The sequence below is a fragment of the Paenibacillus daejeonensis DSM 15491 genome, from assembly GCF_000378385.1.
Classification (GTDB): domain Bacteria; phylum Bacillota; class Bacilli; order Paenibacillales; family Paenibacillaceae; genus Paenibacillus_D; species Paenibacillus_D daejeonensis.
Genome location: NZ_KB899661.1, coordinates 82,511 through 98,793, shown reverse-complemented (window position 1 = coordinate 98,793; position 16,283 = coordinate 82,511). Strand labels below are relative to the sequence as shown.

General features: G+C 55.3%; 15 protein-coding genes. 11 read left to right on the top strand and 4 right to left on the bottom strand.

Annotated features, from left to right (window positions below):
- Positions 1-318: 318 nt before the first annotated feature.
- Entirely contained in the window at positions 319-2,103 is a 1,785-nt protein-coding gene (locus F556_RS0111635) for a vWA domain-containing protein (protein WP_020617130.1), read from the bottom strand.
- Between the two features lie 272 nt (positions 2,104-2,375).
- On the opposite strand from F556_RS0111635, the gene F556_RS0111625 reads away from it, so the two are divergent.
- The 7 genes from F556_RS0111625 (at position 2,376) to F556_RS36205 (ending at position 8,990) form a co-directional block, all read left to right on the top strand.
- Positions 2,376-3,293 (top strand): hypothetical protein, encoded by a 918-nt coding sequence (locus F556_RS0111625; protein ID WP_020617128.1) that lies wholly within the window; start codon positions 2,376-2,378, stop codon positions 3,291-3,293.
- 73 nt (positions 3,294-3,366) lie between these two features.
- Positions 3,367-3,741 carry a glyoxalase superfamily protein gene (locus F556_RS0111620; protein ID WP_020617127.1) on the top strand — a complete coding sequence of 125 codons (375 nt, stop codon included), beginning with the start codon at positions 3,367-3,369 and terminating at the stop codon, positions 3,739-3,741.
- Between the two features lie 578 nt (positions 3,742-4,319).
- Positions 4,320-5,795 (top strand): DHA2 family efflux MFS transporter permease subunit, encoded by a 1,476-nt coding sequence (locus F556_RS0111615; RefSeq protein ID WP_020617126.1) that lies wholly within the window; start codon positions 4,320-4,322, stop codon positions 5,793-5,795.
- Positions 5,796-5,888: 93 nt separating this feature from the next.
- Positions 5,889-6,857, top strand: a complete 969-nt coding sequence (locus F556_RS0111610) for a cation diffusion facilitator family transporter (RefSeq protein WP_020617125.1) — start codon at positions 5,889-5,891, stop codon at positions 6,855-6,857.
- Between the two features lie 50 nt (positions 6,858-6,907).
- Complete coding sequence (locus F556_RS0111605; protein ID WP_020617124.1) at positions 6,908-7,480, top strand: beta-class carbonic anhydrase; 573 nt, start codon at positions 6,908-6,910, stop codon at positions 7,478-7,480.
- A 135-nt stretch (positions 7,481-7,615) separates the two neighbouring features.
- The gene (locus F556_RS0111600) at positions 7,616-8,254 is read left to right on the top strand and encodes a M15 family metallopeptidase (protein ID WP_425414003.1); all 639 of its coding nucleotides are present in this window, start codon (positions 7,616-7,618) and stop codon (positions 8,252-8,254) included.
- 25 nt (positions 8,255-8,279) lie between these two features.
- Positions 8,280-8,990 (top strand): DUF3153 domain-containing protein, encoded by a 711-nt coding sequence (locus tag F556_RS36205; protein ID WP_020617122.1) that lies wholly within the window; start codon positions 8,280-8,282, stop codon positions 8,988-8,990.
- A gap of 90 nt (positions 8,991-9,080) precedes the next feature.
- Here the strand turns inward: F556_RS36205 and F556_RS0111590 are convergent, their stop codons facing one another.
- The gene (locus F556_RS0111590; RefSeq protein WP_020617121.1) at positions 9,081-9,950 is read right to left on the bottom strand and encodes a phytanoyl-CoA dioxygenase family protein; all 870 of its coding nucleotides are present in this window, start codon (positions 9,948-9,950) and stop codon (positions 9,081-9,083) included.
- Between the two features lie 123 nt (positions 9,951-10,073).
- Positions 10,074-10,904, bottom strand: coding sequence for an AraC family transcriptional regulator (locus F556_RS0111585; protein ID WP_020617120.1), 831 nt, complete (start codon positions 10,902-10,904; stop codon positions 10,074-10,076).
- A 141-nt stretch (positions 10,905-11,045) separates the two neighbouring features.
- Here F556_RS0111585 and F556_RS33750 point away from each other — a divergent pair, with 141 nt between their 5' ends.
- Positions 11,046-12,569, top strand: coding sequence for a polysaccharide deacetylase family protein (locus F556_RS33750; RefSeq protein ID WP_020617119.1), 1,524 nt, complete (start codon positions 11,046-11,048; stop codon positions 12,567-12,569).
- Here the strand turns inward: F556_RS33750 and F556_RS0111575 are convergent.
- Positions 12,535-14,229, bottom strand: coding sequence for a glycoside hydrolase family 2 protein (locus F556_RS0111575; RefSeq protein ID WP_020617118.1), 1,695 nt, complete (start codon positions 14,227-14,229; stop codon positions 12,535-12,537). The two genes, F556_RS33750 and F556_RS0111575, sit on opposite strands and share 35 nt — an antisense overlap.
- A 216-nt stretch (positions 14,230-14,445) precedes the next feature.
- On the opposite strand from F556_RS0111575, the gene F556_RS0111570 reads away from it, so the two are divergent.
- The 3 genes from F556_RS0111570 (at position 14,446) to F556_RS37725 (ending at position 16,152) form a co-directional block, all read left to right on the top strand.
- The gene (locus tag F556_RS0111570) at positions 14,446-15,057 is read left to right on the top strand and encodes a flavin reductase family protein (protein ID WP_026297241.1); all 612 of its coding nucleotides are present in this window, start codon (positions 14,446-14,448) and stop codon (positions 15,055-15,057) included.
- Between the two features lie 107 nt (positions 15,058-15,164).
- On the top strand, positions 15,165-15,587 hold the full coding sequence (locus F556_RS0111565; protein ID WP_020617116.1) for an organic hydroperoxide resistance protein: 423 nt from the start codon (positions 15,165-15,167) through the stop codon (positions 15,585-15,587).
- Between the two features lie 64 nt (positions 15,588-15,651).
- On the top strand, positions 15,652-16,152 hold the full coding sequence (locus F556_RS37725; RefSeq protein WP_157272716.1) for a hypothetical protein: 501 nt from the start codon (positions 15,652-15,654) through the stop codon (positions 16,150-16,152).
- Positions 16,153-16,283 lie beyond the last annotated feature (131 nt).

Sequence of the window (16,283 nt, the reverse complement as noted above, 5' to 3'; positions counted from 1 at the left end):
TTCGGCCTCGTTTTCGAGTAAATAACTGCGCCTGTGGCCGTTAGCATGTAAAAGGTGCTTATTTTGGTGAAATAGCGGCGCTGGTTGGCCGTTAGCGCTAAGTTTGTGACGACTCGATTCATCCGTACACTAATCTGGAGCGGCTCATTCTCACATATGAATTCGTAACGGCAACCAGGATCTAGAATCTCGCACCGCATATATGGAACCAAGTACCTCGTATCTGAACCTTGCATCTCGACCCCCGTGCGTGAAGCCGATGTCTGAACCCAAGCCTCCGAGTTCTTGCCACCAACTAAGGGCCGATTGCTGTTCCAATCACACGATATATTCCACGCTAATCGTCTTGTCTACTTGTTGGAGCACGACGGTGACGCGGTCGCCGTTTTTGAGCTCGATGCCTTTGCTGGCATCAACGGCGCGGCCGGAGCGCTCGATGGTGCTGCCGGAGCCGTTCTGGAGCAGCAGGCGGTCGTTCTTGCCGTGACGGAAGACGATGCGTTCCGTTTCCTTCATCTCGGGTGCCAGTTGCAGCAGCTGGTGAAGGTTGAATTTGCCCTTGAACACGTTCAGCTTCTTATACTGCGGATGCGACTTGTCGCCGGTGGCTTCGTCGCGGATCTCCAGGACGAGCTGGCCGACAAAGCCGCGATTAGCTTGTTTCAGATATCGCATCAGGAAGTAGCCCGCTACCAGCAGGCCGCCGATAATCCCCCCAATCAGGGGCAGCAGCGGGAACGATGACTCCTCCTCGCCAGCCAGCGGCGGCGGTGTCTCCTCGCCTGCAGCTCCGCCTTTGGCGCTGACGGTCACGGGGGAGCTTTCCCGGTAGAAACTGGACTCCTCCGCGCGTACGAAAATTTCGTAATCATGCGCTTCGGCGAGGGTGTAGGTCCCTTCAAATTGCGCACCGTTTACTGTCATCGCGACTTCTTCGGTCTGATCGGTGTCTATATCTTTGACGTGCATGACGGCAGTCATGTTGCTATATTGGCTCGCATCCTGCAGCGGCTGGCCTCCGCTGACAAGGGAGGCGGTGATCGTCACCTCATCGCCTGGCGAGTAACTGCTCTGCGCCGGAGGGTCGATAGCGAGCTCCAAGTCATAGGTGAAAATGAGGTTGATATCGATCCGATCCTGCGGCACACCCTTAATCTGCAGCGTCCATTCCCCCTCGGTCGGACGGAGCAGCTTGATCAGGGAGTAACTGGCGGAACGGGTGAGCAGCACCTCATCCGATGGAATGGCGACTTCATTGCCATCCGGGTCGAGCAGACGGGCCTCGACCGGCTGAGAGGACATCACCGAGATATTGGCCTCGAGGACGTTGGCGTTGGGGACTTGAATGGGAATGTCCCTAACGTTGCCGTCAGCTGTAAACGAATCGACCGGCACGATGTTGAGCTCCTGGTGGCTGGCGAAGATCTCGCTCAGAATTCTCGGCAGATCCTCCGCCGTATTCGTCGAAAACGAGAGACCGCCCGTCTGGTCCGCGATGTCTGCGAGCACGTCGCTGTTCAGGCTTCCGTTGGCGTTAAGTCCAATCGTGTAGACCGGAATGCCGCTGTCCTGCGCCTGCTGCAGAGCGGCGGCCTTCTCCTGGTCAGAGTCGGCGGCTGTGCGTCCGGTGCTCGGATCATAGTCGTTGTTGCCGTCGGTGAACAGGATGATCAACGGCTCGTGATCCGGATCGGCGCCGTCTCGCAGCTGCTGCATAGCAGCCGTCAAGCCGACGGAAGTATCCGTGTAGGTGCCTCTATCCAATTGGTCAATGAACGCCTTGAGCGTATCCTTGTCGGCTTGCGACTGGATGGACAGCATCGCTTTCTCTCGCTCGATGCGGTCGGTGTAGGCGACGATGCCGACTTTGTCCCCTTGCACGGAGAGCATATCGATAAACATCTTCATCGCTTCATTCCCAATATTGCTAGGGTCGCTGCTGTTCATCGATTTGCTCACGTCGAGCAGCAGCACAGCATCCATCTTGGCGCTCGCCCCCGCCTGCGGCGAAGCAGGAGAGGCATGTGCAGGCGCTGCTATACTAAGCAGCATAACCAGGACAAGCAGCATGTATAGGTACGTTGAGCGTATACGTAATGGCATAGGTTAACTCCTTTGGGTGGATTAAGTGGAACGTGATATACTATAGAGTATAACTGATGACTGCCCATATTTCACATCTTACGCTGCCGGAGGGCCGCAAGCGAAGAAATGAGGTGCCCACATATGGTTACATACGTATGTATTGGAATAGTGTTTCTTTTTGCTAGTATAAGAATTGCGCTGTACTACGTCCGGGCCAAACGCACCCCTGAGCCGAGAGAACTGGAGCAGACGTTGTACACCATCCTGAAGCAGGCCAGGCGTGATTCCCGATGACAACCAAACAACCGGTGTTATTGAAGCCGTTTGAACGTCCGGAGTACGCCTATGAGAAGCTGCGCCGCTGCCGGGGCTGCGCAGCCTATACGGTGCTGCAGGAGAAGGAGTGCCCGTCATGCCACAAGCACAAGCTGATTCCACTGGAGCACGAAGCCTTATCCCGGGCCAAGCTGTCGATGTGGTTCGAGCGGTTGGTGGTGCTGGTACTGGGGGTTGCCGCTGTCTACTTTGCTGGGGAAGACGTGCCGCTGTTGGCTTTGGCGCTCGGTGGCGGCATTCTGGCCCTGGTGCTGCTCTGGCGGGTCCAGCTCCGTATGCTACCCCAGCAAACGCTGCGCCGTCTGGGCCAGATGCTGGAGCGGGAGGGAGACCGGATCGTTCACGGATTGATGGAGGATCGTGAGGATGCGATTGAAGTGTTCCGCAGTGGCGACAAGCCCCGGACGTATGAGATGCTCAGGGAGATCGGTTATCTGATGCGGACGGACCCGATCAAGATGGAGCAGGTGCTGCTCTTGCAGACGTTCATCCTGCGCAAGGATATGGATCTGATGCTGGAGCCGCTGCTGATGGACCATTTCAATGTTGATCTGGCCGCTTATATTGGTGAGATTGCCCGCCTGCAGCGCGACCTGATCAAGGAAAAAACGTTCCGCTATGTTATGGTTTATGAGTCGGAATTTCGCAGAATGGAGGGTGGCGAGGATATACTGGCGCTGGTGGCCGCTGCTGCCGTGCGGCGCTCCCGTTACGTCAAGCTCTACCCGCATCTCTTGATGCGCTACGCGCATCGTCTGCCCAAGGACCGGTTCATGCGGCTGTACCGGATCATCGCCGAGCGCCCCGCTGCGTACCGCGACGAATTGGTCACCGAGACTTATCGCGTCTACAAGGAGAAATACCAGGTCTGACCCATCTGGCGTAACCCCACCACGAGAGACAACGCATAAGGCAACGCATAATCAAATGAGAGGGTGATTGGTGATGGCTGTATTTCATGGAATCATACCATTGTTCCGGATTTTTGATGTGGAGAAGGCCAAGTCGTTCTATCTGGATTATCTGGGGTTCAAGCTGGATTGGGATCAGGGACCGTCAGAAGGACTGCCCACGTATATGCAGATTTCGCTGGAGACGTGCACGATTCATCTGACCGAGCATTATGGCGATTGTACGCCTGGAGCAGCGATCCGGATTGAAGTCCAGGGGATTGAGCGGCTGCATGCTGAGCTGCTGGGCAAAAACTATCTCTTCTCGCGCCCGGGCATCGAGGTCACGCCTTGGGACAGCCGCGAGGTCACGGTTCTCGATCCGTTCGGCAATCGGATTACATTCTACGAAAATGATAGTATTGGCTAATTATAGGTTGTTTTGAAAACGCACTTATAATAAAATCGCACGAAGCCCAGGCAAACACCTGGGTTTTTTCTATTGAGGATAGGACAGGGGAAGAAGCTTGAGTGCCAGTAAGGACAAAAATACAGTTAAATCTGCAATCAGCGGTGATATTCCGTCTCGCAACGACAAAAATACATTTAACACCGCCAAAATATCCATATTTAACCATAAACGAACGGATTAGTTGTACTTTTGACCTTACCCTCGTCGTATCGCCAATATCGAGGGCTATTACTTGCACTTTTGTCTTTAAACTAGCACGGCTGGGCACGGGGGGAACGGTAGAATATCTTGTCAGGATCTACGACTGGAGCGACGCCGGACAGAGTGCGGCTGTATCAAAGAATTCAAGCCTTCATTCCATTGAAATTGTGGGATGAGGGTTTTTGTGTCTTATGAGGCAAAATAAGCTGCCTGATGTGACCTTTTTCACATTGACACTAAACGCTTCCATACCATATACTTGACTTCTTTGCAAGTCAATTTAAGCTTCTATATTGCCTGACAAGCAGTAGAGAGTTACTGGAGGATTGTTATTCATGGAAGCAGCTGTGCAAGGCAGCTATAGTACCCCGCAGCAAAAGGACCTCCGCGTCCTGCCCATTATGATCTCGCTGCTGGTCAGTGGTTTCATCGGTTTGTTCAGTGAAACGGCGCTTAACATCGCCATTCATGAGCTTACTGCCGTCTTCGATATTTCCAAAGCAACAGCTCAGTGGCTGACCACGGGCTACCTGCTGACGCTCGGCATTCTGGTGCCTGTATCCGGCCTTCTGCTGCAATGGTTCACGACCAGGCAGCTGTTCATGGCTTCCCTCGCATTCTCAATCGTGGGTACACTGATTGCCGCGCTGGCTCCCAGCTTTGCAGTGTTGATGGTGGCCCGCGTCCTGCAGGCGGCAGGAACCGGTCTGCTGCTGCCGTTAATGTTTAATACCATTCTGATTATCTTCCCTATCGAGAAGCGCGGAGCAGCGATGGGCGTAATCGGTCTAGTCATCATGTTCGCGCCAGCGATTGGCCCGACAGTAGCCGGTCTCTTGATCGAAAAACTCGACTGGCACTGGATTTTCTGGCTGTCTCTGCCGTTTCTGCTGATTGCCCTGCTCTTCGGCATGCGCTTCATGCAGAATGTAACGACAATCACCAAACCGCGCATTGACGTCATGTCGATCGTGCTCTCGTCCATCGGCTTCGGCGGGATCGTCTTCGGCTTCAGCAGTGCTGGTGAAGGTGGCGGGGGCTGGGGCAGTCCGCTCGTCATCGGATCAATGGTCATTGGTTTCATTGCGCTGCTGCTGTTCTCCCTACGACAGTTTAAGACAGCTCAACCGATGATTAACCTGCGCGTGTTCCGCTATCCGATGTTCGTCCTGGGATTAATGATGGTCTTGTTCTGTATGATGATCATCCTCTCGTCGATGCTGATCCTGCCGTTGTATCTCCAAGGGGCGATGATGCTCTCGGCACTGTCCGCGGGTCTGATGCTGCTGCCCGGCGGTCTGATGAACGGCTTGCTCTCGCCTGTAATGGGCCGCCTGTTCGACCGTTTCGGACCGAGGGGGCTGGTCATTCCGGGACTGATTATTGTCTCGGCAGCGATGTGGTTCCTCTCCGGGATTACACCCGAGACGCCGATTGCGCTCATCATCGTGCTGCATTCCAGCATCATGGTTGGTATCTCGATGGTGTGGATGCCATCCCAGACCAACGGCCTCAATCAATTGCCGCCTGAGCTCTACCCGGATGGCACAGCCGTTATGAACACCCTGCAGCAGGTAGCTGGCGCCATTGGTACAGCGGTAGCTGTCAGCATCCTCTCCAACGGAGTGGCCCGCCAGCTGGCAGGAGCCGCGGACCCGACCGATCCGGCAACCGTGCTGCAAGCGACAACGGTTGGCACGCAGCATGCGTTGTTGTTCTCACTGGCTGTAACGGTCTGCGGTCTGATCATGGCCTTGTTCATTCGTCGTGTCATCGTTGATGCGCCATCGCATCGGGTGCCAGGGCACTAATATAGCGGTTTCCCGGTTGATGGCAGTGATGCTCGGCCGGGGTTTTAAACGGAAAGGCAAGATTTTCATTTGATACGTGGGAGCGTGCCTCGAGTGGCAAATTGGATCGCTTTGATTAAGAAGGGCAATACCTCTTCAGCAGTGGCTTCACTAGGCAATACAGGCTTGGCCATTATCAAGGCGATCGCGGCTTCGGTCAGCGGCAGCGGCACGATGTTCGCGTCGGCCATGCACTCCGTTGCGGATGCCATCAACCAAGCGTTTGTGTTCTTCGGCAGTGTCCTGGCGGAGAAGGCTCCAACGCGCCGGTTCCCGACCGGCTTTGGCCGGGTCATCAATCTGTTCTGTATGGTAGCGGTCATCGTCGTCACCGTTATGGCATACGAGACCATTCTGAAGGGCTACAAGCTGCTCAAGTATCCTGAAGAGGCTAGTAATTTCTGGTTAAATGTCATTGTCCTGCTCATTGCGGTGGCTATCGACGGGGCCATTCTGATCAAAGCGATGAAAGAAATCGTCAAGGAGTCGCGTAGCGAAGCCAAGGGACTGGCTGTCATTCCCGCGGCATTCCGCAATGCCGGCCGGGCCGCCCCGCCGACGCGCCTGGTTTTCTATGAAGATATTGTAGCTACGATGGGCGCACTCTTTGCCCTGGTGGCCATCGTGTGCACCCAGTTCCTGAACATCCGTATATTGGATGGCATCGCGACAATTCTTATTGGCTGTCTGATGGTGTTCGTGGCCTTCAAGGTGGGCTACGATAACATGGTCGGTCTGATCGGCGTTGCTGCCCCCAAGGATATCGAAGACCGCGTGGCCGGTCTGATCGTGAGCGATCCCGATGTTGCGGATGTGACGCGTCTACGGATCGTGCAGGAAGGACGAACGTATCATGTGGAAGCCTATATCGAGCTGCGCAAGGGCTTCACGCTCGCAGATGCGGGTCTGGTCAAGCAACGGCTGCGCAGCAAGCTGCTAGGCGACCCGGATCTCTCGGATGTGACGCTGGGTCTCACCGAGGACGACGGCGTTCGTACGTGGGGTTCGGATGGCGGGAATTGACGAGCATGGTATACTATTAAGAAATTCTATTCATGCAAGGAGAGAAGCGTATGTCCCTTATTACAAATTTGATGGAGTTTAACCGCACCTTTGTCGATGATAAGCAATACGAAGCCTACCTAAGTGATAAATTGCCGCAGAAGAAAATGGCAATTCTGACTTGTATGGATACCCGTCTGTTCGAACTGCTACCCAAAGCCCTCAACCTGAAGAACGGCGATGCCAAAATTATCAAAAATGCGGGCGCCATCCTGACCCAGCCGTTCGGCAGTGCGATGCGATCCCTGCTTGTTGCTGTGTATGAGATGGGCATTCAGGATATCCTTGTGATCGGGCACCACGGCTGCGGCATGACCAACCTGGATACCAAAGGGCTGATGTCGAAGTTCGCAGAACGTGGTATCCCGGAGCTGGCTGTACAGACGCTGGAGAACTCGGGCATTCGCTTGGACAAGTTCCTGCGCGGCTTCAAGAGTCCGGAAGAAGGCGTGCTGCACAGTGCCAAAATGATTCGGAATCACCCGCTGATGCCGCGTGATGTCAATGTACACGGCTTGATCATCCATCCGGAAACCGGCGAACTGGAAGTCATTGTAGAGAACTACCAGGGTGACGAGGCCTGATTCTGTTAGTTAAGGCCAACTCCGACCTGCATCGGGGTGCTGCCCCGACCCGGGGCCAGTGCATCCGGGAGCAGATTTTTATATAATAGGGGTATGAGCACTTATACGAATGCAACCCAGACTGTTAACCTGTCGATGAGACAACCTACCGTTCCAGCCCGGCATCGACAACCGGTGCGGCGGCCGCAGACCCGGACGCCGCGCCGCAAGAAGAGCCGGTTTGGACGGTTTTTGTTTTATATGCTGGCCATTCTCTTAATCTATCTCTACCTCGATGAGAGTCAAATGCTGGAGCGGCCGCTGCCGGAGATCATTAACATTGAGCCGCCACCTCCAGTCACAGGGCTGCATCCGGTCGTGGAGCAGAAGAAACAGGAATTGATTGCCCGTACGGAAGAGATCGGGATTGAAATCTTGATCACAGATGGGCATCGGAGCGAAGAGGAGCAGAATGCGCTGTACCGGCAGGGCCGAAGCGAGGAAGGTCAGATCGTCACCAATGTTCAAGGAGGCGGCTCCTATCATAATTATGGTCTCGCCATTGACTTCGCTCTGCGCACACCAGATGGCCGCGTGCTGTGGGATCTTGAATACGATGGCAACGGCAACGGACAATCCGATTGGATGGAAGTGGTAGCGATTGCCAAGGAGCTGGGCTTTACTTGGGGCGGCGATTGGCAAGGCTTCAAGGACTATCCGCATTTGCAAATGGATTTTGGCTACAGTATTGCTGAGTTGAAGCGGGGCAAGCGGCCGCCGGATACGCCGGAATAAGGGATAAGAGGAGAGGGGCGAATCGATGAGAGCCAGATGGCTGATGATCGGGTGCCTGATCACGCTGCTGGTCTTCACGGCGGGGTGCGCCAAGGGGACGGGGCATATCATCATTAACAAGGATGGCAGTATCGACTTGCAAGCCGAGATGGTCATCAGTGAACGCGTCCAGGGTCTGCTGGGCGACCGTGCGCTGGAGCGCCTGCAGGAGACGCTTGCCGAACGGGGACTTGCCCTGGAGACCGAATCGGAGGGAACCTCTACCGTCTATCGTTTATCCCGGCAGTACGCTTCAATTGAAGCGATGAACGAGGATCTATCTTGGCTTACTGACAGCCGTGATCCGATGCTGAATGTGACGGCCAAGGACCGGCTGCTCTTTACAACCTATGATATTCGAGGCCGGTTGGATCTGGACCGTCAGGTGTCGGATGCGGCGCTGCTCGCAGGCAGTCTGATCCCGGCTCCGATGGTCAAGCTGCTGCTCCGGCAGGTCGACCTGGATATTCGCGTTACCTTCCCATACAAGCTATATGGCGATAACAATGCTGACCGTGTGATAGGAAATACGCTAATCTGGCAGCTGCCACTGGACCGGCCCACACCGATTCAATTGTCCGTCTATGTGCCTGATCTGCGTAATATTGTGCTGGCGGCCGGGGCACTGATTGTTGTGGCGATTGTCGGTCTACTGTTCTTGCTCCGCAAGCGCAAAAGCCCGCCGCGTCAGATGTGAACCGTTAGCCATACCTTTCTCAACCTCCCCTTATACCTAGCTAAGACTAGCGTATGGGGGAGGTTTTTTTGGATAGATAAAGTGATCGCTTCAGCATTCCGCGTTGGTCATCTCGCTCGTGAACATCCGTTTATACTCCTTTGGCGTCAGTTTGCTGGCTGACTCCGGAGCATAGTGGAGCTGGATAGAGCGGCGGCGCTTCGTAGAGAAGTTCGGTGGCGTGCCGTGGTGCAGCAGGCCGTGGAAGATCAGCACCCCGCCGGGCTTCAGCGGAACGGCAACGTCGCGCTCGACCAGAACTGACCGGTCGCACAGCTGCCAGTCCCGCTCGGCATAGTGGGGCGAGCCGCCCTCGCGGTGAGAATAAGGGATCACATGCATGCAGCCGTTGTCGAGCTCAGCGGGGTCCAGCGCAAACCACATGCCGATCACCGCTTTGTCATAAGCCAGCGGACCATAGGCCATATCCTGGTGCCATGGCTTCTCGGCGCCGCCTGTAGGCGGTTTCAGAATGGCCTGATCCTGTGCCACTTTGGCTTCCTCACCGAACAGCTTGCGCATCGTCTGCAAGACAGAGGGGTGGTGGGCGATGGCCCGCAGCCGTAGCTCATGCTCGAGATAACCGTGGATTTTGCGCGCTGCATATTCGACTTCTTCCAACGTATGGAGCTCGCTTCGCGGCTTGACGAATTGAATCTTGGAGCCTGTGGAGACACCTGACAAAATGTCCATAATGGCATCCAGCGCTTGCTCGACTTCTTCTGGTGAGATCGCTTCCTCGACGACCAGATAGCCCTGTGACCAGAATTGCTTGACATGCTCCTCGGTTACATCCGCCAAGCTCGCGATCCGGTTCTGCTCGATCTGGTCATACCGGTACAGCTCCGTGGCGATCCGGTTGGCCAGACTCAGCTCTTCTTCGTTCTTGTACGCATACAAGGTCTTATCATCTGCTGTCATACGGTATCACACTCCAGATAAGAAGGTAATGAATCTAGATCCAGAGTAACACCTGCCATGCAACGATGACATGGCCTTTACGCGCAATTATTTATACCCAAACGGATAATACGTCGGGAAGCTCTATCGATGTGGTCGAGCCTTGGCGTGATGCCTCTGAAAGGCGGACGGCGGCAAGCCGGTGTAGCGCTTGAATTGCTTGCTGAATAAATAGACTGACGAATAGCCCATTGCATCGGCCACCTGCGATACGTTCATCGAAGACTCGCTGAGCAGATGCTTTGCCCGCTCCAGGCGCATCTCGGTCATATACTCCTTCATCGACCGGCCCGTGTACACCTTGAATAGCTTGGCCAGATAGGCATGCGACAGCCCAACCAGATCGGCAAGCTCTTCATAGGGCCGCCCCTGCCACCCTTCTTCCTGGATCGTGCGCATGACCTGTCTGACGGCCTGTCGCTGCTTGGTAGTGAGGGGGCTGCCCCGCGAGGAGAGCTGCTGCTCCAGGCAGCGCTGCCTGTGGATGAGCAGTTGTTTGCCGATGCAGTCAAACTCCTCCGCCGACCATTCATCAGGGTGCTGCGAGGTATCCAGGAGCTGGTGCAGCAGCCGTTCGGGCTCATACACCTCACTGAAGTAGACGACACGCTCCTGCATCAGCTTGGACATCCTATGTGCATCTGGATTTCCGGTGCGATGCGAGAGTTTGAAATGAATATAAATGACTGTAAGTCGGTCATCCGGATGCTGCTCTGCGGAGGGCGTATCCCCGGGATGAACGAGAAAACAGGCACCCTTGCGGATGGGGAAGACCTCGCTGTTGATTATCATCACGCCGCTTCCCTGCACGGCATACCACAGGTCATAGTCTACCAGCGCTCCTGGTCGCCAGTTCCAGCCGGGCTCGCATTTGGCTTTGCCACGGTTGCGGACATCCAGCAGTTTGTATTCCACGCGGTGCACCTCCTTGGGACCATTCTATCATACTAAAAAAGCAGGGAAACGAAATCATAGACCGGCTTGTCATACTTTCTCGCAGTCTCTCATATACTCTAGTAATCATTAATACGAGAGATGATCTATGGGAGGTTGTTCATGATGCGTGCTGTCGGGATAAGAGAAACGAACGGTGATTGTCTGCATCTTGTAGCGGATGCGAAGAGAGTTGTGAAGATAAGTATCCTGCTCTTCCTGATGCTGATGGTCTGCTGTTCGTTTGCGACAGCATCCGAGACGAGAAAGGAAGGGGAACCTACCACTGTAGCCTCCCAGGAGGGGATATTCGCAGCTTTACAGCGAGGGGAGCGAGTCGCAGTAGACCCGGACCCGGCTTTTACCCGGCCCGAGCAGAAGACGGTGTACCTCTCTTTTGACGATGGGCCCAGTAAATGGACGCCTCAGGTATTGGATATTCTAAAAGAAGAACAGGTGAAGGCTACCTTCTTTGTCCTGGGTGAGCAGGCAGAGCAGCGGGGAGACGTCGTTCGCCGGTTGGTCCGGGAAGGACATGCCTTGGGCAATCATACCTATAATCATACATACGATGAGTTATATGGCAGCTTTGAAGGCTTCTGGCGGCAAATTGAACGGACGAGCCAGATCCTCACTTCGCTGGTCGGCAGGGAACCGGTGCTGCTGCGGGCACCAGGCGGCACGCATGGTCATTTTGATGCCTTCTACTTCTATTATCTTGAGCGTGCGGGCTACCGTATTCACGATTGGAATGTCGATAGCGGGGATTCCCGCAAGCGTGATGTCCCGGCAGCTGATATCGTGCGCAATGTAAAAGAGGGCAAGCTGTCTCACGAGGTCCATGTGCTCATGCATGACAGCAACGGGCATGGCGAAACGGTCAAAGCCCTGCCTGAGATCATTAGCTATTACAAGTCCAAAGGCTATCGGTTCGCCGCCTATACCAGCACTGTGGAGCCGGTTCAGTATCGGTTAGCCACGCCGAGACATACTCGGAGCTATAGCTTTGCAGGGCATCAAGCTACGCTTGCAACCGTCATCCAGGCCAAAAACGCCTCTGAAAGCAGGGAGAAGGCATTCGCCGGTCAGTCAGTCGCGGTCCGTAAAGAAGCTGCTATAGCCCAGCCCAAATCTCTTGCGATGAAGCTCAGAATCGGGGGGCGAGAGGTTGAGCTGACGCAGGGAGGCTATACCCTGCGAGATGGTCGGATCACCATTCCGCTGCGGCTGCTGGCTGAGCAGCTGGATGCGGGCGTGCGATGGGATGACAAGCGCAGGCTTGCCTATCTGGATTATGAAGGCAAGACATACATCATGAATCCCGAATTCGGCACGATCCGTATGGAGCGCGCCGACGGCGCAGATGTCATACGCTCGTGGCCTGAGATGCACTTGCATCATGGCAATCTGCATGTACCGCTAAGAGCGGCCGTGGAGCTCCTGGGCTGGACGGTGAGTGACTATACGGCCACCAGCACAGGCATAATGGTCGTTGCCCAGCGCGCGGAGCAGGCAACAGACGCGCGGCCGCAGCAGAAGGTCCGGCTGGCTGGCTGGAGAGGCTGGCTCACCTCCGGCCAGTCGGTAGTTTACCGTCAATTGCTGGTTACTACTATGAGTCTCCGATCCGCCCGTAATATTTTTTGACCGCATGATAAGCCAGCTTTGGTCTGCGGTAACGGTCAACGATACCTTTACTATTCTGAGTCATGGCGCGGCTGAGCAGCCAGCCTGTCGACTCGGTGACACGGCAGTCGCAGAATTGCCAGATCAGCATACCGGAGATATAGGGGCGCTCGGTGTAGGCCTTCAGATTCGCCTCGATGATATCGGCATGACGCTCTTCCGTACCTCTGGCGCGACCTGGATCGCGGTGGCCGTAATAGCCGTCTCCGCCGAACTCGCTCATGATCATCGGCTTGCCTCTGCCGCCAGCAGCATCTGCCCAGCCGCGAGCCTGATCGCATAGCTCGCCAGGGTCCTCATCGCCGTACCACCCAGGGTAGAGATTGAAGGAGACGATATCCACGAGGTCGAAGCACAGCTCCCGGCTCCGGTGGTGACTGGCAAAGGTGAGCGGTCGGCTGGCATCCAGACTTCGGATTTGTTCCAACTGGCTTTTGTATTTCAATCGGCCTTCCTCCGTATCGCTCGCGCATTCATTGAGAATACCCCAGATGATAATCGACGGATGATTCGCGTGCTGTTCGACCATCTCCCGGTTCACTTGCTCGCATTGGGCGTCAAACCGGGGATGCTGCATCTGCTCCAGGCTGAGTCCTCGGGCGTGATTTTCCTCCCATACATAGAATCCCATCTCATCACATAGATCCAGGAACCGTTCATCGTTGGGGTAGTGACTTGTCCGCACGGTATTGCCGCCCATATCCCGCATTAACTCCAGATCGTTGACCATCAGCGGGATGGGGAAGGTTGGACCAACGGCCGGATGGTCCTCATGTCGGTTGAAGCCCTTGAGTATAAGATCCTGTCCATTCACTTGGATGCGTTCGCGCTCGGTTGTGACCATGCGGAACCCGACCCGCTCAATCAGATCATCAATCGGTTGATTGCGGTCTGTATGGACTTGCATCCGCAACAGGTAGAGCTCTGGCGATTCGACTGTCCAGTCCTTGGCTGTGGGACATGGAAAATGGCCATGAAGCGTGCGTGACTCCTGGGGCTGCAGCTCCGTCTCGGTGAACAATAGGCGTTCACCTGTGAGCGAGCCTTCCAGGCGGATGGTTTGTAAGGTATCCGTGAGGTTGCGTACGGTCACCTGTACATCGGCATGCCACCCACTATCCCTCCAGTCTGGAGTGAATTGAATTCTCTCAATGAGGATGTCTTGCAGGTGTTCCAGGACGACCGGACGGATGAGGCCGCCATAGGTATGGTAGTCATTGGCGATGTGGAGGGCGGAGCCTTCGTGAAAGCGATTGTCGACGACGATTGTCAGCTCATGCTCGCCTGGGGCGGCATGCGCTACCCGTGCTTCGAAGGCAGTATAGGCATTGTAGTGATGCGCGACCGGCTGTCCATTCCAATAGACGTCCGCGGTGTGGCTCGCACCCTTGAACAGGAAGCGCAGCGGGCCGGGCTCCTCTACCCGAATCCATTTGCGGTAAACACCTCGCCCCTGATACGTCAAGAGTTCTGGGTGAACCTCCCAGCAGCCAGGCACATGCAGTCGATAGCGATAGTCGGCAGATGCTGGCTCATCGTGCTCTCCCAGCACAGCAAATTCCCAGAGACCCTCTAGTTCTTCGATGTGTCGCACCTCATTGGTACGGAAAAGGCGTATCATCCGATCAGCTCCTTATTCAAATGATGAGAGTGTTAGTTCTGATGCTAGCCGAGCACGGTATGGATTACAAGTCGAATAGAACGTGAATATATGGATTTATGTCCAGTCTGATCAGAGGTGAGGGGACGTGGAGGCTGGCATCTTGCGCTGTGTCGGGGCAAGCGGTATAGTGGAGGCAAACCTACTAGGGAAAGCGAGGCTACACCTATGAAATCCATGCTGTCAATCGACCCAGCACAGCAGAGTGAGCGGGAGAATTACAAGCTGTTGATCGGAAGCATTGTCCCGCGTCCCATTGCCCTCGTGACGACGTTATCGCCGGAGGGGGTGCTTAACGCAGCTCCCTTCAGCTACTTCAACATCGTCAGCAGCAAGCCGCCCCTGGTCTCCATCGCCATTCAGCGCAGAGGGGGCAAGCCAAAAGATACGGCACGGAATGCCATGACGGAAGGCGCTTTTGTCGTCCATATCACGGATACTTCATACTTGGAACAAATGAATCAAACGGCAGCCAATCTGCCGCCGGAGGCCAGTGAAGTGGCGCTTGCCGAACTGACCCAGGTTGCGAGTGAAGCGATCGCCGTGCCCGGATTGGCAGAGGCGCGCATCCGTATGGAGTGTGTGCTGGAGCAGGCACTGCCGTTGGGCGAAACGTCAGAGTCGCCGACAACAGATTTGCTGCTCGGGCGGATTGTGCGGTTCCATATCGATGCGTCTCTCTACCATGAGGGTCGGATTGATATTGTGGCACTGGACCCGGTCAGCCGTCTCGCGGGATCGGACTACGCCCGTCTCGGAGAGGTCATCTCGTTGCCGCGTCCAGACTGAGCCGAGGCGGCGTATGAAATAATGGGAATTGTGGCATAATCAGGAGTGTCTTGGCGGAAGCTGCATGTATGCGGCCTCCGATCCTGAATTGCAGGAGGAATCTGATTATGCATCCCATGTATACCGCAACCGTGACGGTAGAAGGCGGCCGCGATGGCAAGCTGAAGTCCAGCGACGGCGTCCTGGAGCTGCCGCTGCGCATGCCCAAGGAGCTGGGTGGCCAGGGTGGACAAGCAACCAATCCGGAGCAGCTGTTCGCCGCAGGCTACGCTGCTTGCTTCGAGAGTGCGCTCAACGTTGCATGTAGACAGCGTGAGGTCAAGTTTGAGAGTACGCGAGTAACCGGCCATGTGACCATTGGCAAGGACGAGGCCGACAACTATGTGCTGGCGGTCAAGCTGGAGATTGCCCTCGGTGGAGTCGACGAGAGCACTGCTCTCGATCTAATCTCTGATGCTCACGAGATCTGCCCTTACTCCCGCGCGACCCGTGGCAATATTGAGGTTGATCTGGCGTATGTCAGCATTTAAGTAACTGCGGCACATTGGAAGGCCTCTTTCTTCCCCGGACATTGGCGGGAAGGAAGAGGCCTTCTTGAGTTCAATGGACCTCGTATTCCCGCCAACGGCCCGCTGTAACACACCTTTGTTCCTTTATTTGCTCGCAACCCCGCGCCGCGCCCGCTGTAACACACCTTTGTTCCTCTATTTGCTCGCAACCCCGCGCCGCGCCCGCTGTAACGCCCTTTTGTTCCTCTATTTGCTCGCAACCCCACGCCGTGCCCGCTGTAACACACCTTTGTTCCTCTATTTGCTCGCAACCCCACGCCGTGCCCACTGTAACACACCTTTGTTCCTCTATTTGCTCGCAAACTCGCGCCGCGACCGCTGTAACACACCTTTGTTCCTCTATTTGCTCGCAAACTCGCGCCGCGCCCACTGTAACACACCTTTGTTCCTCTATTTGCTCGCAAACCCGCCCTGCGCCCGCTGTAATGCACCTTTGTTCCTCTATTTGCTCGCAAACCCGCGCCGCGCCCGCTGTAACACACCTTTGTTCCTCTATTGCTCGCAACCCCACGCCGCGCTGGTGTGAGTCTGGCTGCCATAGCTAACGTCCCGGTCATGATTGGAAAGGTAGTAGAGGTTGCCCAATGTGAGGAGTTATTCGCTAATTTGTGTTACATATATGTAACTTATATAGAAAACACCCAGTATGAAAAAGAA

What these genes read in the sequence shown, in the direction of transcription:
- F556_RS0111590 (WP_020617121.1), bottom strand. Translation starts at nt 9,950, where the DNA reads ATGACAGCAGATGATAAGACCTTGTATGCGTACAAGAACGAAGAAGAG.
- F556_RS33750 (WP_020617119.1), top strand. Translation starts at nt 11,046, where the DNA reads ATGATGCGTGCTGTCGGGATAAGAGAAACGAACGGTGATTGTCTGCAT.
- F556_RS0111625 (WP_020617128.1), top strand. Translation starts at nt 2,376, where the DNA reads ATGACAACCAAACAACCGGTGTTATTGAAGCCGTTTGAACGTCCGGAG.
- F556_RS0111605 (WP_020617124.1), top strand. Translation starts at nt 6,908, where the DNA reads ATGTCCCTTATTACAAATTTGATGGAGTTTAACCGCACCTTTGTCGAT.
- F556_RS0111570 (WP_026297241.1), top strand. Translation starts at nt 14,446, where the DNA reads ATGCTGTCAATCGACCCAGCACAGCAGAGTGAGCGGGAGAATTACAAG.
- F556_RS0111620 (WP_020617127.1), top strand. Translation starts at nt 3,367, where the DNA reads ATGGCTGTATTTCATGGAATCATACCATTGTTCCGGATTTTTGATGTG.
- F556_RS36205 (WP_020617122.1), top strand. Translation starts at nt 8,280, where the DNA reads ATGAGAGCCAGATGGCTGATGATCGGGTGCCTGATCACGCTGCTGGTC.
- F556_RS0111635 (WP_020617130.1), bottom strand. Translation starts at nt 2,103, where the DNA reads ATGCCATTACGTATACGCTCAACGTACCTATACATGCTGCTTGTCCTG.
- F556_RS0111615 (WP_020617126.1), top strand. Translation starts at nt 4,320, where the DNA reads ATGGAAGCAGCTGTGCAAGGCAGCTATAGTACCCCGCAGCAAAAGGAC.
- F556_RS0111565 (WP_020617116.1), top strand. Translation starts at nt 15,165, where the DNA reads ATGCATCCCATGTATACCGCAACCGTGACGGTAGAAGGCGGCCGCGAT.
- F556_RS0111600 (WP_425414003.1), top strand. Translation starts at nt 7,616, where the DNA reads ATGAGACAACCTACCGTTCCAGCCCGGCATCGACAACCGGTGCGGCGG.
- F556_RS0111575 (WP_020617118.1), bottom strand. Translation starts at nt 14,229, where the DNA reads ATGATACGCCTTTTCCGTACCAATGAGGTGCGACACATCGAAGAACTA.